The organism is Mesorhizobium sp. C399B, assembly GCF_030323185.1.
GTDB lineage: Bacteria > Pseudomonadota > Alphaproteobacteria > Rhizobiales > Rhizobiaceae > Mesorhizobium.
On sequence record NZ_CP100472.1, the window covers coordinates 1729021 to 1747631 of the forward strand.

23 protein-coding genes are annotated in these 18611 nt (G+C 62.4%); 16 read left to right on the forward strand and 7 right to left on the reverse strand.

What is annotated here, in order from left to right:
- Nucleotides 1-69: 69 nt before the first annotated feature.
- The gene (locus tag NLY36_RS08120; RefSeq protein ID WP_023672018.1) at nt 70-483 is read right to left on the reverse strand and encodes a Kazal-type serine protease inhibitor domain-containing protein; all 414 of its coding nucleotides are present in this window, start codon (nt 481-483) and stop codon (nt 70-72) included.
- Nucleotides 484-967: 484 nt separating this feature from the next.
- On the opposite strand from NLY36_RS08120, the gene NLY36_RS08125 reads away from it, so the two are divergent.
- The 3 genes from NLY36_RS08125 to NLY36_RS08135 all read left to right on the forward strand — a co-directional run bounded on the left by NLY36_RS08125 (nt 968) and on the right by NLY36_RS08135 (nt 2363).
- Nucleotides 968-1180 carry a cold-shock protein gene (locus tag NLY36_RS08125; protein ID WP_006202520.1) on the forward strand — a complete coding sequence of 71 codons (213 nt, stop codon included), beginning with the start codon at nt 968-970 and terminating at the stop codon, nt 1178-1180.
- A 352-nt stretch (nt 1181-1532) separates the two neighbouring features.
- The gene (locus NLY36_RS08130) at nt 1533-1745 is read left to right on the forward strand and encodes a cold-shock protein (RefSeq protein ID WP_023672019.1); all 213 of its coding nucleotides are present in this window, start codon (nt 1533-1535) and stop codon (nt 1743-1745) included.
- Nucleotides 1746-1937: 192 nt separating this feature from the next.
- Entirely contained in the window at nt 1938-2363 is a 426-nt protein-coding gene (locus NLY36_RS08135) for a BA14K family protein (protein ID WP_023672020.1), read from the forward strand.
- Nucleotides 2364-2428: 65 nt separating this feature from the next.
- Here the strand turns inward: NLY36_RS08135 and NLY36_RS08140 are convergent, their stop codons facing one another.
- From NLY36_RS08140 to NLY36_RS08150, 3 genes are all read right to left on the reverse strand, one after another.
- Nucleotides 2429-3067, reverse strand: coding sequence for an MBL fold metallo-hydrolase (locus NLY36_RS08140; protein ID WP_023695789.1), 639 nt, complete (start codon nt 3065-3067; stop codon nt 2429-2431).
- Between the two features lie 231 nt (nt 3068-3298).
- Nucleotides 3299-3613, reverse strand: coding sequence for a hypothetical protein (locus tag NLY36_RS08145; protein WP_023672022.1), 315 nt, complete (start codon nt 3611-3613; stop codon nt 3299-3301).
- A gap of 145 nt (nt 3614-3758) precedes the next feature.
- A complete protein-coding gene (locus NLY36_RS08150) occupies nt 3759-4652 on the reverse strand; it encodes a branched-chain amino acid aminotransferase (protein WP_023734974.1) in 894 nt (297 codons plus the stop codon).
- A 245-nt stretch (nt 4653-4897) separates the two neighbouring features.
- Here NLY36_RS08150 and NLY36_RS08155 point away from each other — a divergent pair, with 245 nt between their 5' ends.
- From NLY36_RS08155 to NLY36_RS08170, 4 genes are all read left to right on the forward strand, one after another.
- Nucleotides 4898-5431, forward strand: a complete 534-nt coding sequence (locus NLY36_RS08155; RefSeq protein ID WP_023734975.1) for a MarR family winged helix-turn-helix transcriptional regulator — start codon at nt 4898-4900, stop codon at nt 5429-5431.
- Nucleotides 5418-6137 (forward strand): response regulator, encoded by a 720-nt coding sequence (locus NLY36_RS08160; RefSeq protein ID WP_023672025.1) that lies wholly within the window; start codon nt 5418-5420, stop codon nt 6135-6137. Before NLY36_RS08155 ends, NLY36_RS08160 begins: the two co-directional genes overlap by 14 nt.
- Before the next feature lie 76 nt (nt 6138-6213).
- Complete coding sequence (locus NLY36_RS08165; RefSeq protein WP_023672026.1) at nt 6214-7629, forward strand: ATP-binding protein; 1416 nt, start codon at nt 6214-6216, stop codon at nt 7627-7629.
- A 222-nt stretch (nt 7630-7851) separates the two neighbouring features.
- Entirely contained in the window at nt 7852-8874 is a 1023-nt protein-coding gene (locus NLY36_RS08170; protein ID WP_023683722.1) for a glycosyltransferase family 4 protein, read from the forward strand.
- 10 nt (nt 8875-8884) lie between these two features.
- On the opposite strand, the gene NLY36_RS08175 is transcribed toward NLY36_RS08170, so the two are convergent.
- The 3 genes from NLY36_RS08175 to NLY36_RS08185 form a co-directional block, all read right to left on the reverse strand.
- The gene (locus NLY36_RS08175) at nt 8885-9244 is read right to left on the reverse strand and encodes a tRNA-binding protein (protein WP_023672028.1); all 360 of its coding nucleotides are present in this window, start codon (nt 9242-9244) and stop codon (nt 8885-8887) included.
- Between the two features lie 6 nt (nt 9245-9250).
- A complete protein-coding gene (locus tag NLY36_RS08180; protein ID WP_006202532.1) occupies nt 9251-9751 on the reverse strand; it encodes a type III secretion system chaperone family protein in 501 nt (166 codons plus the stop codon).
- A 316-nt stretch (nt 9752-10067) separates the two neighbouring features.
- Nucleotides 10068-10370: an accessory factor UbiK family protein gene (locus NLY36_RS08185; protein WP_023672029.1), complete on the reverse strand. Its 303-nt coding sequence runs from the start codon at nt 10368-10370 to the stop codon at nt 10068-10070.
- A 397-nt stretch (nt 10371-10767) separates the two neighbouring features.
- Here NLY36_RS08185 and NLY36_RS08190 point away from each other — a divergent pair, with 397 nt between their 5' ends.
- The 9 genes from NLY36_RS08190 (at nt 10768) to NLY36_RS08230 (ending at nt 18599) form a co-directional block, all read left to right on the forward strand.
- Nucleotides 10768-11007, forward strand: a complete 240-nt coding sequence (locus tag NLY36_RS08190; protein ID WP_023683720.1) for a BrnA antitoxin family protein — start codon at nt 10768-10770, stop codon at nt 11005-11007.
- 103 nt (nt 11008-11110) lie between these two features.
- Entirely contained in the window at nt 11111-11995 is an 885-nt protein-coding gene (gene lgt / locus NLY36_RS08195) for a prolipoprotein diacylglyceryl transferase (RefSeq protein ID WP_023672032.1), read from the forward strand.
- Nucleotides 11992-13056: a class I SAM-dependent methyltransferase gene (locus tag NLY36_RS08200; RefSeq protein ID WP_031201313.1), complete on the forward strand. Its 1065-nt coding sequence runs from the start codon at nt 11992-11994 to the stop codon at nt 13054-13056. The genes lgt and NLY36_RS08200 overlap by 4 nt, the downstream gene beginning before the upstream one ends.
- A 151-nt stretch (nt 13057-13207) precedes the next feature.
- Nucleotides 13208-14002: a peptidoglycan editing factor PgeF gene (pgeF, locus tag NLY36_RS08205; protein WP_023695793.1), complete on the forward strand. Its 795-nt coding sequence runs from the start codon at nt 13208-13210 to the stop codon at nt 14000-14002.
- Nucleotides 14002-15153 (forward strand): M24 family metallopeptidase, encoded by a 1152-nt coding sequence (locus tag NLY36_RS08210; protein ID WP_023695794.1) that lies wholly within the window; start codon nt 14002-14004, stop codon nt 15151-15153. Before pgeF ends, NLY36_RS08210 begins: the two co-directional genes overlap by 1 nt.
- A 55-nt stretch (nt 15154-15208) precedes the next feature.
- Nucleotides 15209-15796 (forward strand): hypothetical protein, encoded by a 588-nt coding sequence (locus NLY36_RS08215; protein ID WP_023695795.1) that lies wholly within the window; start codon nt 15209-15211, stop codon nt 15794-15796.
- A 141-nt stretch (nt 15797-15937) separates the two neighbouring features.
- Complete coding sequence (locus tag NLY36_RS08220; RefSeq protein ID WP_023686119.1) at nt 15938-16873, forward strand: ribose-phosphate pyrophosphokinase; 936 nt, start codon at nt 15938-15940, stop codon at nt 16871-16873.
- A gap of 92 nt (nt 16874-16965) precedes the next feature.
- Nucleotides 16966-17481: a hypothetical protein gene (locus tag NLY36_RS08225; protein ID WP_023670049.1), complete on the forward strand. Its 516-nt coding sequence runs from the start codon at nt 16966-16968 to the stop codon at nt 17479-17481.
- 146 nt (nt 17482-17627) lie between these two features.
- Nucleotides 17628-18599 (forward strand): Bug family tripartite tricarboxylate transporter substrate binding protein, encoded by a 972-nt coding sequence (locus tag NLY36_RS08230; protein ID WP_023695796.1) that lies wholly within the window; start codon nt 17628-17630, stop codon nt 18597-18599.
- Nucleotides 18600-18611: the final 12 nt, after the last annotated feature.

An 18611-nucleotide genomic window follows, 5' to 3' on the forward strand; every position in this document is an offset into this window, starting at 1 on the left:
TTTTTTATCGTGCCAGTGGGACGGTGAATTCGCCTCCGGCGGACTCACCCGACAGGGGAGAAGGAAAAATCAGCAGGGGCCGTCCTCGACGACGCGGTAGTCGGCGGCACGGGCCTCGCAGGCGTTGGGAAAGGTGCGCAGCTCGCCATGGCGGCGGGCGCAGACCGGGGCGTATTCGCGCGTGCAGAATGTCGGCTCTTCGCCACCACCGCCACCACCGCCGCCGTCGCGGCAAGGGCCGTCGCGCACGATGCGGTAGCCTTCCCGTTCGGCAAGGCAGGCATTGGCGAAGGTCTGGCGGTCACCGCCGCGCCGCGCGCAGACCGGCTCGTATTGCCTGGTGCAGAATTCCGGTTCCGGCCGTGGCGGGCGCGGACGTGGTCCCGGCCCGTCATCGACGACGACGGTGCAGGCCGCAAGAAGACCCGACAGGAAGAGAATAGTAAAACCCTGGCGCGAGAAGATCGTCGCAAGAAATCTCATGAATATGCCTCCCTCGAGACCCCCGTCCCCGGCGCAAAACGCGCCTGTCGATCCTCGCCATTCCCTTGCCAAATGCAACCCCCGTTTGCGGCGCGGGAGCCATGCGATGCCCGGCCCGCGCATTGCTTTGGCCCTGGACCAAACCGCTGGACCATGCGTGGCCGGGCTCTGGCTGATGAACTCTTAAGAACCCAGGTTTATCGAAGCGCCTTCGTTGGGATGCGTCGATGGACGCGGCCCGCGGCGCTATCTTGCAACGATCACGTTTCCGTGCGATAAATTTTGTGTTCGGGCATTTGCGACCCGGAGAGCGGAACGTTTTGGACGACCTTTCCCCGATACTGTGAATCTCTGACGGCCCCATTTTCGGCGGGGGGTTTTACCATGCGCAAATGCAGGACTGCCGAAGCAACCACCGGGACTTGCCCACGATGCCAGGCGGCGGGCAAACCATAAGACTGACACGGGTGAAGGAGTTTCCCCAATGGCCCAGACCGGCACCGTTAAATTCTTCAACGCGACCAAAGGCTTCGGCTTCATCACGCCCGACGGCGGCGCCAAGGATGTGTTCGTTCACATTTCCGCGATCGAGGCCTCGGGCCTGCGTACCCTCGTCGACGGCCAGAAGGTCACCTTCGACGTTGAACCCGACCGCATGGGCAAGGGTCCGAAGGCGGTCAACCTCCGCGCGGCCTGAACCGGCGGTGCCCGCGCGCCCGTCAGGGCGCTCGAAAAAGCACCTAAAGCGTGTTTGAACCGGCTTTGTCAGCCGTCCAGAGTTTCGAAGGCGCGACGTTTCCCGTTGCGCCTTTTTCATGACCGCCGTCGCCGGAGGCAAAGGACGCTTTATCGGTCAATGCCGTGGCTGATCGCCGGAGCAATCGTCTGGCGCGAATTGCCTTCGGTGCCACGATCTATTTGACCAGCCTTCAGCGTTGCCGCCGTCGCCAAAACTTTCTCTTGCCGATAGCGCTAAAATAAAGGACAAATTTCCCTTCGGGCATTTGCCGGCCCGAAACTGGACTTTATGGGATCAAAGGGAGCTTCCCATGCCGCAGACCGGCACCGTCAAATTCTTCAATCATGCCAAAGGCTTCGGCTTCATTACGCCCGACGACGGGCAGAAGGATGTCTTCGTTCATATTTCGGCCGTGCAGGCTTCGGGTCTTTCCGGTCTGGAGGATGGACAAAAAGTGACATTCGACACCGAGCCGGACAAGCGCGGCAAGGGTCCAAAGGCCGTCAACCTGTCGGTCGGCTAAGCCGGCTCAAGACAGTTCGGACGGAGATTGACGAGGCGGAGCGCCTTGCGTACGCGCTTGGTTTTGCCGCAAGAACTGGATCGTATCAGCCAATTCCGTTCAGCCCCCGTTCAGCCACGGTCTTCTATTAATCGTCCCCTAGGCTGGACCGCATCCCCGAAAACTATCCGGGCCGGCACGAAGGAGACCAAAATGAATCGCATTTTCAAGACCGCCATCCTGGGCGCCGCTCTCGCCGCGACCACCCTCGCCACCTTGCCTGCCGCCAATGCCAAGGACTGGAACCGCTGGCATCATGGCCATGGTCGTCATCATAATGGCGACGCGCTTGCGGCCGGTGTCGTCGGCCTTGCGGCCGGCGCTCTGATCGCCGGTGCGCTGAGCAACCCGCAGCCGCGCTACAGCAGCTATGATGACGATTACGACTACCGCGAAGTGCGGCCGGCGCCGGTGCGCCGTTACTATGCCGAACCGCGGGTCGTCTATGCCGACCGCTATGCCGAGCCGTGGACCCGCGACTGGTACGAATACTGCTCGGACCGCTACCGGAGCTTCAATGCCCGCAGCGGCACGTTCACCGGCAATGACGGTGAGCAGCATTTCTGCGTCGCGAATTGAGCTTCCCTGTCCCACAAAAAGCGCTGACCGCAAGGCCAGCGCTTTTTTTTGGCAGAAAGACATCGCTAAGTCAGGAAGGGATTGGTCCGCCTCTCCTCGCCAAAGCGGCCACCCGGGCCGTGGCCGCAGATGAAGCCGATCTCATCACCGAGCGGCAAAAGCTTGTTCTTAATCGAGGCGATCAGCGCCGCATGGTCGCCGCCCGGCAGGTCGGTGCGCCCGACCGAGCCGCGAAACAGCACGTCGCCGACATGAGCGAACTTCGCCGCGCGATTGTAGTATACGACATGGCCGGGCGCATGGCCGGGGCAGTGCAGCACCTCGAACATATGTGAGCCGAACGAAACCGTCTCGCCCTCTGCGAGAAACCGGTCGGGCACGCAGTTGCGCGCCCCGGCAATGCCGTAGCGCTGGCCCTGGTTCTCGAGATTGTCGAGCAATAGCTTGTCGGCTTCGTGCGGGCCGATGATCTCGATGCCGAGTGCTTCCTTCAGCTCCATGGCGCCGCCGGCGTGATCGATGTGGCCATGGGTGATCCAGATCGCAGCGGCGGTGATCGCATTGTCCTTCAGCACCGCCAGCACCTTGTCGATGTCGCCGCCCGGATCGACGACGACGCCATGCTTGTCATCCATGTCGAACAGGATGGTGCAGTTCTGCTGGAAAGGCGTGACCGGCACGATGCCGGCATTGAGCTGACCCATGATTGTCCTTTCGCTGTTCCAGCGTGATGTAGAGGCGCGGGCGAAGGCCGTCCACTGCTGAAAGGCAAACAGTCCGTCCTAAAACAGAAATGGGCGGCCCAACGGCCGCCCATTTGACGAAGCCTCAGTCTCAAGCAATTCCAGGAAAAGTGTAAAGCGGTTTTCCGTCCGGAATTGCGTAAAACAACAAACTAGATCATTCGCCGTGAAACGGTGAATGATCTAGTTGGCTTACTTCTTCATCGCGCCCATGACCGCACCGATGATGCCGGTCAGGATGGCGCCGCCGCCGGCGCCGCCGAGCAGGTTTTTGAGGTTCAGCGTATCGCCCAATCCGCCCGCTGCCGTTGCAGCCGCTGCCGGGTCGGCCGTGCCGCCGAGCAGGCTGCCGAGGATCGCCGCCCCGCCAACGCCGCCAACCGCGCCGCCGAGGATTTTGGTCAACTGGCCCATCGCCGCATTCTTCAGCGCAACGCCGACCGCCTGACCACCGACAACACCTGCAATTACCTGTACAACGAGCGCAATGAGCGTATTCGTATCCATGTACCTAGTCCCTCCATAGCTGCCAGCCTCCCGGGCCGACACCATCATGAGACGCTGAATTGTACGAAAGTCAAATGCACAGATGCTGAAATAAAGGGGCCGGCCTCAAAACCGCCCCTGCTTGCGAAAAAAGCTGTGACTTTCGTTATTCTGCGGCTATCGCATGCTTAGGTTGCACCGCAGCAGAATAGTCGTTCATCAAAGTCTTGTCGATCTCGCCGACCTCGAATCGGTACGGACCGATCTCGGAGACCGGCGTCACTTCCGCTGCCGTTCCGGTGAGGAAGCACTGTTCGAAGCCTTCGAGTTCCTCAGGCCTGATGGCGCGCTCGACGACTTCAAGGCCGCGGTCCTTGGCGAGGCCGATGACGGTGCGGCGGGTGATGCCGTCGAGGAAGCAATCGGGCTTCGGCGTGTGGATCTTGCCATCCTTGACGAAGAAGATGTTGGCGCCCGTTGCTTCGGCGACCTGGCCGCGCCAGTCGAGCATCATGGCATCGGCATAGCCCTTGGCCTCGGCGGCATGCTTGGACATGGTGCAGATCATGTAGAGGCCGGCGGCCTTCGACTTCGACGGCGCGGTGCGCGGATCGGGCCGGCGCCATTCCGCCAGATCGAGACGGATGCCCTTGAGCTTCTGCGCCGGGTCGAAATAGCTCGGCCATTGCCAGATGGCGATGGCGCAGTTGATGCGGCTGTTCTGCGCCGACACCCCCATCTGTTCGCTGCCGCGCCAGGCGATCGGCCTGACATAGGCGTCCTGGAAACCCTGCTTCTTCAGAAGCGTGGTCGAGGCGTCATTGAGCTCGGCCACGGAATAGGGAATATTGAAGCCGAGCAGGCGCGCCGATTCATGCAGACGCTCGGTGTGCTCATTGAGCTTGAAGATGGCGCCGCCATAGGCGCGCTCGCCCTCGAAGACGGCGCTGGCATAGTGCAGGCCGTGGGTCAGCACGTGGATCTTGGCGTCGGCCCATTTGACGAACTCGCCGTTGATCCAGATGAAGCCGTCCAGTTGGTCGAAGGGAACGGATGCCATGGAAACCTCCCGCGGGCGGCGACCCGCACATCATTAGTGTTGTTTTTTGTTGCGCGACAGCCGCGTCGGGCGGCCCTTGAAGCGTAAGCGGAGAATCGAACTCTGGCAAACTCAGGAAGTTCCGGAAAAACCGCACTCCCTTGCCTTTTCGTTCGCATTCACCCGAAAAGCTTGTCAAAAATTACCATTGCGGGGAAATTACGTCAATAGTACTGACATAATTTCCCTCTATGGACGGAGAAATGATGACGGATCGAAGCCCAGCTGCCGGAAAACCGATCAAGACACCGATCACCGACGAGGACGGCATCGACTTCGCCATCATCGAACTGTTCTTCTTTGCGTATCGCGATTTCACTTCCGATCCGGACCAAATCCTGGCCGATTACGGCTTTGGCCGCGCCCATCACCGTGTGCTGCATTTCGTCAACCGCCGGCCGGGACTGACGGTCGCCGAACTGCTCGACGTGCTCAAGATCACCAAGCAGAGCCTGGCGCGGGTGCTCAAGCAGCTGATCGACACCGACCATGTCGTCCAATTGCAGGGTCCGCGCGACCGCCGCCAGCGGGAGCTCTATCCGACAGCCAAGGGCCGCGCCTTGGCGCTGGCCCTGGCGCGGCCACAGTCACGCCGCATCCGTGCTGCATTGGAAGATTCCGGAGCCAGCGAGCGTCCCTTGATCGAACGATTCCTGGAAGCCATGGTCAATCCGGAACTAAGGGCGCAGATCGACATTGTGCCTGCAAACATGTCAGGGAAAAGTCATGGAGACCATTGAGAGGGTGGACCAGCCGACGGCGCCGGACGATGACGCGCCGCATCTGCTTGTGGTCGACGACGACACCCGCATCCGCAATTTGCTCAAGCAGTATCTGACCGAAAATGGCTTTCGCGTCACTGTCGCCGGAAATGCCGGCGAGGCCAGGCGCAAGCTCGCCGGGCTCGACTTCGACCTCCTTGTCCTCGACGTCATGATGCCCGGAGAGACCGGCGTCGACCTCACCAAGGCGCTGCGGGCGGAGAAGAACGTACCGATCCTGATGCTCACCGCGCTATCGGAAACCGACAGCCGCATCACCGGGCTCGAGGCCGGCGCCGACGACTATCTGCCCAAGCCCTTCGACCCGCGCGAACTGATCCTGCGCATCAACAACATCCTGCGCCGCGGCGGCCCGGCGACGACGCCCAAGGTCGAGCAGCTGGTCTTCGGCCCCTACACCTTCCAGATCGCCAGGCGCGAGCTGAAGCGGGGCGGCGAGGCTCTGAAGCTGACCGACCGCGAGCAGGAGATCCTGGCGATCTTTGCCGCGCGGGCCGGCGAAACCATCCCGCGCCATGAGCTTGTCGGTGACGATTCGGAAGTCGGCGAGCGCACCATCGACGTTCAGATCAACCGGCTGCGCCGCAAGATCGAGCGCGATCCGTCCAATCCGGTCTGGCTGCAGACGGTGCGCGGTATTGGGTATCGGCTCAGCGTGGAATAGAATGCCGCTGACGGCCGCCCTTTGGCCATAGATATGTGGCCATCGACCAGCGGCCATTGACCCAGCGGAAGGATAAATGGCGACCACGCAACTGGAACGGCCGGAACAAGGCGGCTTTGGCGCGCGCGTATCACGCGCGCTGAAAGCAATGCCGCGTGCCTGGAAGCGGTTCTGGCGGCTGGTTGCGTTCTATATGCCCAAGCGGCTTTATGCCCGCTCGCTGATCATCGTCATCGCGCCGATGATCCTTCTGCAGTCGGTCGTCGCCTTCGACTTCATGGAACGCCACTGGGCAACCGTGACGCAGCGCCTGTCGCAGGCCACCGTGCGCGACATCGCCGCGATCATCGACATGATCGAGACCTATCCGCATGATGGCGACTACGCCAACATCATCCGCATCGCCCAGGACCGCATGCAGTTGAAGGTCGACCTCTTGCCGCCCGACCCGTTGCCGGCGCCTGGACCCAAGCCCTTCTTCTCGATCCTTGACGACGTCCTTTCCACCGAGATCACCCGCCAGATCAACCGCCCGTTCTGGATCGACACGGTCGGCAATTCCAACATCGTCGAGGTCCGCATCCAGCTCGAGGGCAAGGTGCTGCGCGTCTTCGTGCGCCGCAGCCAGGCCTATGCCTCCAACACCCACATCTTCCTGATCTGGATGGTCGGGACGTCACTGGTGCTGCTGACGATTGCCATCCCCTTCCTTCGCAACCAGATCCGGCCGATCCTGTCTCTGGCCGAGGCCGCCGAAAGCTTCGGCAAGGGCCGGCCGATGCCGCGCGATTTCCGCCCACGCGGCGCCGAGGAGGTTCGACGGGCCGGCTTTGCCTTCATCCAGATGCGCGAGCGCATCGAACGCCAGCTGGAACAGCGCACCGCCATGCTGACCGGCGTCAGCCACGATCTCAGAACCATCCTCACCCGCTTCAAGCTGCAGCTGGCGCTGGCTGGCGGCAAGCCCGAGACCAAGGCCGCGCTCAACCAGGACATCGACGACATGCAGTCGATGCTGGAAGGCTATATCGCCTTTGCCCGCGGCGAAGCGTCGGAAGATGCCGGCCATTTCGATCTCGAGGCCTATTTCCAAAAGCTCGGCGAGGAGGCGTCGCTGCACAAGCGCAAGCTATCGACCGTGCTTGCCGGTGATCCGGACGTGCATGTGCGCCCGCACGCTTTCGCCCGGCTGTTGTCCAATGTCGCCGGCAATGCCTTGCGCTATGCCAAGACGGTGGAGATCAGCGCCGATCACGGCCGCGGCTCACTCGTCGTCACCATCGACGATGACGGTCCGGGCATCCCGCCGGAAAAGCGCGAGGACGTGTTCAAACCGTTCGTGCGGCTCGACGAGGCGCGCAACCTCGACGCCAGCGGCACCGGCCTTGGTCTCTCTATCGCCCGCGATATTGCCCGCAGCCATGGCGGCGACATCATGCTGGAAGACAGCCCGCTCGGCGGCCTGCGGGCGGTGATCAAGGTGCCCGCCTGACCAAAGCATGATCTGGAAGGCGGGCTCGGCCAAAAACCACCTTCATCCGCCCGTCATGAAACCATGGTCAAGAGCGCGCATGAAGCGCGCGACCTCAGTTGATTCGGCTCAGCCGCCTTACTTCGACCTCGTGCATGCCCGGGTGCGGTGGAGCGAAGCGAGGGCAGCCGGCCCGTACCGCTATCGCATCAAGGCAACCGTCGACCCGAGCAAAGGACCGCCATGCGCATCCTGATGGTCACCGACGCCTGGCGGCCGCAAGTCAACGGCGTCGTCCACACGCTGGAGCGGCTCACCGAAACGCTGAAAACCTTCGACGTTGCGGTCGACTTCCTGACCCCGAATATCTTTCGCACCTTGCCGTTGCCGACCTACCCCGACATCAGGCTGGCGCTGACCACGCCCGGTCATGTCGCGCGGCTGATCGAGGCTCGCAAGGCCGACCATATCCATATCGTCACCGAAGGCCCGCTCGGCATCATGGCGCGGCGCTATTGCCGCAATGCTGGCCGTCCCTTTACCACCAGCTATCACACCCGCTTTCCCGAATATCTCAGCGCCCGCCTGCCGGTGCCGGAGAGCTGGGCCTATCGCTGGCTGCGTGATTTCCACAATTCGGGACAAGGCACGCTGGTCGCCACCCAGTCGCTGGCGGAGGACCTTGCGTCGCGAGGCTTCACCAAGCTCAGGCCGTGGACGCGGGGCGTCGACACCGATCACTTCCGCCCGGACAAGAAGAAGGACCTCGGCTTTCCCGGCCCGGTATTCCTGTGCGTCGGCCGCGTCGCCATCGAGAAGAACCTGAGCGCCTTCCTCGATCTCGACCTGCCCGGCAGCAAGGTGATCGTCGGCGAAGGACCGGAACTGGCTAGGCTCAGGGCGAAGTACCCGCAGGCGCACTTCCTCGGCCATCGCCCGAACGATGAGCTGGCCGAGATCTACGCCTCGGCTGATGTTTTCGTTTTCCCCAGCCGCACCGACACGTTCGGCAACGTCATCATCGAGGCGCTGGCCAGCGGCACGCCGGTGGCCGCCTATCCGGTCACCGGACCGATCGACATTGTCGGCGACGGCATCGGCGGCGCGGTGTCGACCGATCTGCGCGAGGCCTCGCTCGCCGCGCTCAATGTCGACCGCGCCGAGGCGCGCGAACGCGCCATGCGCTACAGCTGGAAAGCCTGCGCCGAAATGTTCATGGACACGGTCGAAGAGGCGCTGAGCACAAGGCGCAAGCTGGCCGCCTGACGCAATCTTCCTAAAACAACCTGCCGCCGTCCGGCACCTTGCGCTCGATGGCGCCAAGGACCACGGCGCCTTCCTCATCAGGGAAGCCGAGCGTGAGCACTTCCGACATGAACGGACCGATCTGGCGCGGCGGGAAATTCACCACCGCAAACACCTGCCGTCCCACCAGCGTTTCCGGCGCATAGTATTTCGTGATCTGTGCCGAGGATTTCTTCACGCCGATCTCAGGGCCGAAATCGATCTTCAGCTTGAAGGCGGGTTTGCGCGCCTCGGGGAAAGGCTCGGCCTCGACGATCGTGCCGGCACGGATGTCGACACGATCAAAATCGGCAAAGCTGATCTCGGGCTTGCGCGCGCTGCTCGAACTCATGGAAGCTCAAGCGTTGCCATAGGTCTCGAACAGGACGCCGGCCAGCGCATCCTTGGCCGAGGTTCCCGACCAGACAACGAACTGGAAGGCCTGGAAATAGCACTCGCAGGCTTCAAGCGCCGACGACAAAAGCACCTCGACCTGCTGGCTCGACGGTTCGACCCCGCCGGCGAGCAGCAGCGACTGGCGAAACATGATCGCGCCCTCCTGCTCCCAGAGATCGAAATGGCCAAACAGCATCTGCTCGTTGATCAGCGACAAAAGCCGCATCACTTCCAGCGCGCGGGCTTCCGGCACCTTGATGTCGAAAGCACAGGCCAGATGCAGCGCCTCGAAGTCCTCCATCCACGAGAAGGAGACGTGATAATCGGTCCAGCTGCCGGCAACCGAGATCGAGATTTCGTCATCGCCGGCCCGTTCGAAGGACCAGTCATTGTTATGGGCGACCTGCTCGATGACATCCACCGGATGGATTTCGCGGGAGAATTCGAGTTCGAGAAGTTCCATGGAATGCTTCCTGTGTTCAGGGGAGCGCCACACGCTCCGCGGGGCACACACGACGAACAATCTTGTCTTGAACTCGGACGGCCAGGACTTCACGACACAAAGACCCCGGACCGGACCCCACCGCCCGGCCGCATGACCCTGCTCCGAATCATGCAACAAATTCAGTCTATTGATCGGGAGTCGCGTGAACAGCCTAATTTTTCGCACTGCGTCATCAGCATGTGGAAAGGCGCTGTCACAAAGATTCATGCATTGCCGGTAAACGATTCACGGCAAAGCATTTTTTCGGATTGTGCTTTGTGGAAAAGTTCAAATTTTATTTTTTTGCTTTGGGCTTTGCCGCAGCCACAGGTGCGGCCTGTCCGGTCAATTCGGCAAGCCTGGCCTCGAGCGCATCGATGCGGGCGGCCAGCCTGGTGTTTTCTTCGCGGGCCTTGGCAGCCATGTCGCGGGCAGCCTCGAACTCCTCGCGCTGCACCACATCCATGGTGTTGAGGATGCGCTCGGCCTGCCCCTTGAAGGCAGTCTCCACCTCGCGGCGCACGCCTTGTGCGGCACCCGCGGCATCGGTCATCAGCTTGGCGAATTCATCGAGAATGCGGTTCGGTCCGGTCGACATGGCAAATCCTCGCTTGCTGGAATTGACGTAGTGGCACTGCCTGCGGAATGCAAGAACGTTGAAGCTGGTGCGGCTTCATGTCGGACGCGATTTGGCTCACGGTCCGGCCGACAGATTGCTATTATCGCAAATGGATTCTTGGAACGACGGTTGCCGTGACGGACAGTGCGGACTTGGAGAAGCGCTTTGCAGCACTCGATGCAGCACTCGCAAAGGGCATTTCGGATGCCAGTGCGGGCCGGGTCTAGCCTGGCGACGAGGTGCTGGACAGGCTTGAAGCCAAATACAGGGCAATGGCAGAGAGAACCAAGTGAAGTTACTGGTCTTCACAGACCAGCGGCCTAGTTTTCCTCACGACTTGCTCCAGGCAAGAGTCACTCTCATTCAGGATCAACCAATGGCAACGCCCCCGCGCCGACCGACCAATCCGATGGAAGCCGCTGAAGCGGCCTTCAAGCCGGTCAAGAAACCCGCGCCTCCCATTCGCGAACCCTCCGCCGCACCAAACGTTCGCGAGCTTGTCTCGATCAGGATCGATCGCGCCGTGCTCGACCATTTCCAGGAAGATGGCCCCGGCTGGCAAGACAGGATCAACGATGCGCTCAGGCAATTGGTCGCCGGCAAGCCGCAGGGTTGAGCCCATTATCTCTGACGATCAGGCTGTCGTCACCTTGCCTTGACCCCGCCAAAACCCTGCCGCATGGTCCGCGCCCTAACGCGAGCCCTCCCAGGAGATCCTGTTGAACGACTATTTCCCGCTGCCGATGGCGTCGCTGTCCTTCCCCAACATCGACCCGATCCTGGTTCAGATCGGCCCGCTGGCTGTGCACTGGTACGGCATCGGCTATATCGTCGGCATCCTGTTCGCCTGGTGGTACGCCAAGCGGCTCGTCACCAACACAAGGCTGTGGCCTGATGGCGTCTTGCCGATGAAGCCGATCGACCTCGACGATTTCATCGTCTGGGCCGCCGTCGGCGTCGTGCTCGGCGGACGCACCGGCTATGTGCTTTTCTACGATTTAAAGCGCTATATCGACCACCCGCTCGACATCTTCGCCGTCTGGCAGGGCGGCATGTCGTTCCATGGCGGCCTGCTTGGCGTCATCCTCGCCATGACGCTGTTTTCCCTCAAGCGCGGCATCCGCACCTGGACGCTGTTCGACGTGGTGGCAGCCGGCGTGCCGGTCGGGCTCGGCCTCGTCCGCATCGCGAACTTCGTCAATGCCGAACTCTGGGGTCGCGTGACCGACGTGTCGTGGGGCGTCGTCTTCTGCAACGAGCGTCTCCAGCAGACCGTGGCGGGTTGTGTCGCGGGCCTGGAGCCTCGCCATCCGAGCCAGCTCTACGAAGCGCTGCTCGAGGGCGCGGTGCTGTTCCTGGTCCTGCGCTTCCTCACCCATTCGCGGCTGAAGCTGAAGACGCCGCGCTTTGTCGGCGGCGCCTTCATTTGCGGCTACGGCCTGTCACGCATCTTCGTAGAGTTCTTCCGCGAGCCCGACCAGCAGCTCGGCTACCTCCTCGGCGGCTGGCTCACCATGGGCATGGTGCTGTCGCTGCCGATGGTGCTGGCCGGCATCTGGGCGATGGCCACAGCCAAACCGGCGCCGCAACCACAGCCGGCATGACACGGCTGAAGACCCGCATCGTCGACCTGATCGGCGCGCTCGGCCCCCTCCCCGTCAACGAGTACATGGCGCTCTGCCTGTTCGATCCCAGCGACGGCTACTACACCACGCGCGAGCCGTTCGGCGCCGCCGGCGACTTCGTCACCGCACCCGAGATCAGCCAGATGTTCGGCGAACTCGTCGCCGTCTGGCTCTATCAGGCCTGGCTGGCGATCGGCCGACCCCTGCCGGTCACCATCGCGGAGATCGGGCCTGGCCGCGGCACGCTGATGAAGGACATGCTTCGCACCCTGACGCGGCTCGATCCGGCTATCGCCGCCGGAGCCTCCTTCGCCCTGGTCGAGACCAGTCCGCGGCTGACTGAAATCCAGAAGCAGACGCTTGCCGAAACTTCGGTTGAGCTCGGCTGGCACGAAACCATCGCCACACTACCGCAGGCGCCGTTGCTGATTGTCGGCAACGAATTGTTCGACGCTGTGCCGATCCGCCAGTTCATCCGCGCCGGCGCCGGCTGGCGCGAACGGGTGATCGGCCTTGACGTCTCAGACGAGTTGAGCTTCTTCGCCGGCGCCGGCTCCGTCGAGGCGACGCTGCTGCCGGAAGACGCCGCCGAGGCGCCACAAGGCTCTATTTTCGAAATAGCACCGGCCCGCGCGGCACTGATGGCGACCATTGCCGAACGCATAGCCGACCACGGCGGCGCCGGGCTGTTCCCCGATTACGGCCATCTCCAGCCCGGTTTCGGCGACACATTGCAGGCCGTGCGCAGGCACGCCCCCGAAGATGTGCTGGCCAATCCCGGCGAAGCCGATCTCACCGCCCATGTCGACTTCGCTGCACTGGCCGCCGTCGTGCGGGCACATGGCCTCGATGTGGAATTGGCGACGCAGGGCGACTTTCTGCTTGGCATGGGATTGCTTGAGCGAGCTGGCCAGTTGGGCAGCCAGGCAAGCCAAGAGGCACGACAAACCATTGCCGATGCTGTCGAGCGCCTGGCCGGATCCGACGGCATGGGCACGCTGTTCAAAATCCTGAAAATCCTGCCGCATCAGCCAGTCTGACCCTCAGAGATCGTTACAAGCCGTCCCGCGACGCCGCCTATGGTCGCATGCCTGCTTTTGGCCAATGCAAAGTCGACGCGGCAGCACTGTCGCAATCACTCGGCCGAACTTCGCCTTGACGAAAACGCCGGCGCGGACAACAAACCCATCCATGCTGAATCAGACCAAACCGGATCCTGTTCGCTCGCCGCTGCTGGAAGCGGCCAAGCCGCGAGGTATACGCCATGGCTATTTCACCCGTATCGGCGGCGTCTCCGGCGGCATCTATCAGGGACTTAACATCGGCACCGGCTCGGATGACGATCAGATGCTGGTCGCCGAGAACCGCCGCCGCGTCGCTGCCTGGATGGGTGTGCCGGCCAGCCATCTCCTGACCGCGCATCAGGTCCACTCGCCCGATGTCGTTATTGCCAGGGAACCCTTTCCCGGCCCGCGGCCCAAGGCCGACGCCATCGTCACCGACCGGCCGGGCATCGCCATCGGCGCCTCGACGGCCGATTGCGGCCCCGTGCTGTTCGCCGATGCTCAAGCGCGCATCATTGGCGCAGCGCATGCCGGCTGGAAGGGCGCTTTTACCGGCGTGCTTGAAAACACCATTGCCGCGATGGAAAGCCTTGGCGCCCGCCGTGAGCGCATCATTGCGGTTCTCGGTCCTTCGATCGGCCCCGACAATTACGAGGTCGGGCCGGAATTCGTCGCCCGTTTCGTCGAAGCCGATGCCGAAAACATCGGCTATTTCGCGCCTTCGGCCAATCCGGCGCATGCAATGTTCGATCTCAACCTCTATACGGTCGACCGGCTGAAGAAGGCTGGCGTGACCGCGCAGGGGCTTGGCCGCTGCACCTATGCTGAGGAGGATCTCTTCTTTTCCTACCGGCGCGCGACGCATCGCAAGGAACCGGACTACGGTCGGCAGGTTTCGGCAATTGTTTTGGAGAACGGATAATGGCGCTGCATTTCGAACGGTCGGAATTTGACGCCCGGCGTGACCGGTTGATGATCGAGATGACGGAAAAGAAGCTCGATGCTGTACTGCTTTTCGCCCAGGAGAGCATGTACTGGCTAACCGGCTACGACACGTTCGGCTTCTGTTTCTTCCAGTGCCTGGTTATGAAGGCTGACGGCTCTATGGTGCTGCTCACCCGCTCGGCCGATTTGCGCCAGGCGCGCCACACATCGATCATCGACAACATCGTGCTGTGGACCGACCGCGACGGCGCCAACCCGGCGGTCGACCTGCGCAACCTGCTCAACGACCTCAATCTCCTCGGCGCTCGCATCGGCGTCGAATACGACACCCATGGCCTGACCGCCTTCAATGGCCGCCGCGTCGACGAGCAGCTGCAGACCTTCGGCCAGATCGCCGACGCCTCCGGTATTGTCGGCCGTCTGCGCCTGTTCAAGAGCCCGGCTGAAATCGCCAAGGCCGAAAAGGCCGCCAACCTTTCCGACGACGCGCTCGAAGCGGCCCTGCCGCTGATCAAGCAGGGCGGCGACGAAGCGCTGATCCTTGCCGCCATGCAGGGCGCGGTGTTTGCCGGCGGCGGCGACTATCCGGCCAATGAATTCATCATCGGCTCGGGCATCGACGCGCTGCTCTGCCGCTACAAGGCCGGGCGCCGCAAGCTGACCAAGAACGATCAGCTGACGCTCGAATGGGCCGGCGTGTTCCATCACTATCACGCGCCGATGATGCGCACCGTGCTGACCGGCAAGGCGTCGAAGCGTCATCAGGAGCTGTTCGACGCCGCCCGCGCGGCTCTTCTGGCGGTCGAGAAGGCGATGACGCCCGGCAACACCTTCGGCGACGTCTTCGACGCGCATGCCCGCACGCTGGAGGCGCACAGCCTGACCAAGCATCGGTTGAATGCCTGCGGCTATTCCGTCGGCGCCCGCTTCACCCCGTCCTGGATGGACATGCCGATGTTCTACCAGGGCAATCCCGAGCCGATCGCGCCCAACATGACATTGTTCGCGCACATGATCATCATGGACTCCGAAACCGAGACGGCGATGACGCTTGGCCGCACCTACCTGACCACCGAATCCCAGCCGAAGCCGCTTTCACGCCATGATCTCGACTTGATCGTACAGTGAATCCATAATGGTTGGTCCACGCGGGGGCGTTCACGACTAAGGAGTTTTCGGGCAGATGAGACGATCGCATGTGACGACCGTGTCATTGCTCGCAGCGCTTGTGCTAGCCGCTTGCACCAACGCCAAGGACGTCCTTGAGCCGTCCGCCATCACGCCGCCGGCAGCCTCGGCTCAGCCCTTGGCTGCCCCGGGCATTGCGCCCGCCGCCACACCAGCGCCGGCCGTCGGCGCCACGACACCCGCCAACCCCGCGCAGAGCGCCGCCGCTTTGTCGAAGACCCGGCTGCAGATCGCGCCGATCGTCGGCGCCTCGGTGGAAGCGGCAACGCCGCTGACGGCCGAACTGCAGACACGCGCCAAGCAGCGCGGCATCACCCTTGCCGGCAGCGCCGACCAAGCCGCCACCCATGTGCTGAAGGGCTACTTCTCGACGATGACGGAAGGCAAGGACACCACCGTTATCTATGTCTGGGACGTCTATGACCCCGCCGGCAACCGGCTACACCGCATCAATGGCCAGCAGAAGGCGCCCTCGGTCAATGCCGCCGAAGGCTGGCCCGCGGTTGCACCCGCTACCATGCAGGCGGTCGCCGACCAGACGATCGACCAGTTCGCGGCCTGGCTCGGCGGCAGCGCCGGCTGATCCGCCTGTTACCGGCTTCCGTTCACTGTTGACGTTTTTGAGATTAGCCGGCGGATTCCCGTCAACGAGGCTTGCAATACCGGCACGGCTCGCTACAAGCCCGATTAAGAGGACCTCCCCATCCTTCGCCAGGAACGGTGCATGAAGCTTTTCGCGGGCAATTCCAACCGGGTGCTGGCCGAAGCGGTCGCCCGCTATCTCAATGTCCCGCTGGGCAAGGCCAGCGTCAGACGCTTCGCCGATCAGGAAATCTTCGTCGAAATCCAGGAAAACGTGCGCGGCGAGGATGTCTTCATCCTGCAGTCGACCTCGTTCCCGACCAACGATCATCTGATGGAACTGCTCATCATGATCGATGCCTTCATGCGCTCCTCGGCCAAGCGCATCACCGCGGTCATCCCATATTTCGGTTACGCCAGGCAGGATCGCCGGGCCTCGGGCCGCACACCGATCTCGGCGAAGCTGGTCGCCAACATGATCACCCGCGCCGGCGTCGACCGCGTCTTGACGCTCGACCTCCATGCCGGCCAGATCCAGGGTTTTTTCGACATTCCGACCGACAATCTGTTCTCGGTGCCGGTGATGGCCCGTGACGTGAAGGCAAAATACAAACAGCTTGCCAATGTCGTCGTCGTCTCGCCCGACATCGGCGGCGTGGTGCGCGCCCGCGCGCTCGCCAAACGCTTCGACGCACAACTGGCCATCGTCGACAAGCGCCGCGAACGTCCCGGTGAATCCGAAGTGATGAACATCATCGGCGCGGTCGCCGGCAAGGATTGCCTGCTGATCGACGACATCGTCGATTCCGGCGGCACGCTGTGCAACGCCGCCGATGCGCTGCTCGCCAACGGCGCTACCAGCGTCACCGCCTATATCACCCACGGCGTGCTGTCGGGCGGTGCGGTCGCCCGCATCAGCGGCTCGAAGCTGCAGGAACTGGTGATCACCGATTCCATCCAGCCGACGCAAGGCGTGCTCGACGCCCCGAATATCCGCGTCATCTCCATCGCCGACCTGATGGGCGAGGCGATTTCGCGCACAGCGACCGAAGAGTCCGTGTCGAGCCTGTTCGATTAATCCATGTTGCCCAAAAGCGTGCCCCCGGGCCTGGCTCGGGGGTAATCTCGTTTTTGGAATCTGCCCCAAACCGTCGTGAAAGGAGCCAGCTGATGCGCAATCGAATCAAGGCTGCAGGCATCGCAGGAATGCTTCTCGCAATCGGCATCGCCAGCGCGGCCTATGCGCCGACAATCGCTCCGGTTTCGACCGCGCAGGCGCAAACGGAATATCTTCCCACCGAAAAGGATTTCATCGGCAAATGGAGCATCGCAGGGTCCGCAATCCGGCCACCGCGTGATCTGAAAGAGCCGGCGAAGCCCGACCAGGAAGCGGCTGCAACCGAATTTCAGCAGACTGTGACCGCCTTTTATGGCGCCTTCGACTATCTGGAGATCACGGCGGACGGCCGCTACAATTTTCACCAACCGGGTGACCCGGCATCGGGGCCTTGCGTCTGGTGCGGGACATGGTCGTTCAAGAACGATTCCGTGTGGCTCGAACTGGACACGGCACCCAGGCTCGACATCTACACCGAGGGCGGCGACATGCAGATGACCTACACGGCCGAGCCTGAAGAGACGTCACGATACAAATGGCTTGTTTTCAGCTGGACCAAGGCTGATTGAACTGAGGGGTGAGGCGTTCTCGCGCACGCCAACCGAAGCATCGGTGTCAAGCCCGATCTCCTGAGGCGGGCAGTCAGTCCATGGTTGCATTGTGCGAGGAGTTCACCATGGCCATACTGCCCCTCCAATCAACGGAGGAGTAGCAGATGCGGCGTAGGACTTTGCTCGGGCTCGCGGTTTCCATTGCAGCCACCCTTTCAGTACCGGCGGCCTGGGCCGCCGATTTTCCGGACCGGACCATCACCATGGTTGTCCCCTTTTCCGCCGGTGGCTCGACGGATCTGGTCGCGCGCCTAGTCGCCAACAAGATGTCCGAAAAGCTGGGCCAGCAGATTGTCGTCGAAAATGTCGGCGGCGCCGGGGGCAGCATCGGCGCTGCCCAGGTCGCCCGAGCCGAACCGGACGGCTACACGATCCTGATGGGCACGGTCGCAACCCACGCGCTCAACCCGCTGATCCTGAAGACAAAGCCCTACGATGCGGAGAAGGATTTTGCGCCGATATCGTTGCTCGTGCTGGTGCCAAACGTCCTGGTCGTGAACCCTGAATTCCCTGCCAAGGACGTCAAGGAACTGATCGAGATGCTGAAGAAGGACCCGGACAAATATGCCTACGCCTCATCAGGCAATGGCACCCCGCTCCATCTCTCCGGCGAGCTTTTCAAGACGATGGCCGGCGTCAGCATGCAGCACATTCCCTACAAGGGCGCCGGACCGGCCTTGAACGACGTTATCGGCAATCAGGTGCCGATGATGTTCGACAACCTCCCCTCTTCATCGGGCCATATCAAGAGCGGGACGCTGAGAGCGCTTGGCGTCACCACCAAGGAGCGCGTTCCCTCCTTCCCCGACATACCGGCCATTGCCGAAACCATTCCCGGCTATGAAACCTACAGCTGGAACGCTCTGTTCGCGCCCGCAGGCACGCCGCCGGAGGCCGTCGCCGTTCTTCAGAAGGCGGCAGTTGAAGCCCTGAAAGACCCTGATGTGATCGCCCGCATGGCCCAGTTCAGCGCCTCGATCGTGGCCTCCACCCCGGAAGAGCTTGGAGTGCATGTGAAGGCCGAACTCGCCAAATGGGAACCGATCGTCAAGGCCAGCGGCGTTCAGCTGGACTAGGGCCTACGGCAA

Bases quoted from the DNA above. Each gene is read 5' to 3' on its own strand.
- NLY36_RS08165 (WP_023672026.1), top strand. From the start codon at position 6,214: ATGGCGACCACGCAACTGGAACGGCCGGAACAAGGCGGCTTTGGCGCG.
- NLY36_RS08200 (WP_031201313.1), top strand. From the start codon at position 11,992: ATGACACGGCTGAAGACCCGCATCGTCGACCTGATCGGCGCGCTCGGC.
- NLY36_RS08130 (WP_023672019.1), top strand. From the start codon at position 1,533: ATGCCGCAGACCGGCACCGTCAAATTCTTCAATCATGCCAAAGGCTTC.
- NLY36_RS08150 (WP_023734974.1), bottom strand. From the start codon at position 4,652: ATGGCATCCGTTCCCTTCGACCAACTGGACGGCTTCATCTGGATCAAC.
- NLY36_RS08220 (WP_023686119.1), top strand. From the start codon at position 15,938: ATGAAGCTTTTCGCGGGCAATTCCAACCGGGTGCTGGCCGAAGCGGTC.
- NLY36_RS08135 (WP_023672020.1), top strand. From the start codon at position 1,938: ATGAATCGCATTTTCAAGACCGCCATCCTGGGCGCCGCTCTCGCCGCG.
- NLY36_RS08170 (WP_023683722.1), top strand. From the start codon at position 7,852: ATGCGCATCCTGATGGTCACCGACGCCTGGCGGCCGCAAGTCAACGGC.
- NLY36_RS08230 (WP_023695796.1), top strand. From the start codon at position 17,628: ATGCGGCGTAGGACTTTGCTCGGGCTCGCGGTTTCCATTGCAGCCACC.
- NLY36_RS08120 (WP_023672018.1), bottom strand. From the start codon at position 483: ATGAGATTTCTTGCGACGATCTTCTCGCGCCAGGGTTTTACTATTCTC.
- NLY36_RS08185 (WP_023672029.1), bottom strand. From the start codon at position 10,370: ATGTCGACCGGACCGAACCGCATTCTCGATGAATTCGCCAAGCTGATG.
- NLY36_RS08225 (WP_023670049.1), top strand. From the start codon at position 16,966: ATGCGCAATCGAATCAAGGCTGCAGGCATCGCAGGAATGCTTCTCGCA.
- NLY36_RS08155 (WP_023734975.1), top strand. From the start codon at position 4,898: ATGACGGATCGAAGCCCAGCTGCCGGAAAACCGATCAAGACACCGATC.
- NLY36_RS08125 (WP_006202520.1), top strand. From the start codon at position 968: ATGGCCCAGACCGGCACCGTTAAATTCTTCAACGCGACCAAAGGCTTC.
- NLY36_RS08190 (WP_023683720.1), top strand. From the start codon at position 10,768: ATGGCAACGCCCCCGCGCCGACCGACCAATCCGATGGAAGCCGCTGAA.
- NLY36_RS08145 (WP_023672022.1), bottom strand. From the start codon at position 3,613: ATGGATACGAATACGCTCATTGCGCTCGTTGTACAGGTAATTGCAGGT.
- NLY36_RS08140 (WP_023695789.1), bottom strand. From the start codon at position 3,067: ATGGGTCAGCTCAATGCCGGCATCGTGCCGGTCACGCCTTTCCAGCAG.
- NLY36_RS08160 (WP_023672025.1), top strand. From the start codon at position 5,418: ATGGAGACCATTGAGAGGGTGGACCAGCCGACGGCGCCGGACGATGAC.
- pgeF (WP_023695793.1), top strand. From the start codon at position 13,208: ATGCTGAATCAGACCAAACCGGATCCTGTTCGCTCGCCGCTGCTGGAA.
- NLY36_RS08215 (WP_023695795.1), top strand. From the start codon at position 15,209: ATGAGACGATCGCATGTGACGACCGTGTCATTGCTCGCAGCGCTTGTG.
- NLY36_RS08175 (WP_023672028.1), bottom strand. From the start codon at position 9,244: ATGAGTTCGAGCAGCGCGCGCAAGCCCGAGATCAGCTTTGCCGATTTT.
- NLY36_RS08180 (WP_006202532.1), bottom strand. From the start codon at position 9,751: ATGGAACTTCTCGAACTCGAATTCTCCCGCGAAATCCATCCGGTGGAT.
- NLY36_RS08210 (WP_023695794.1), top strand. From the start codon at position 14,002: ATGGCGCTGCATTTCGAACGGTCGGAATTTGACGCCCGGCGTGACCGG.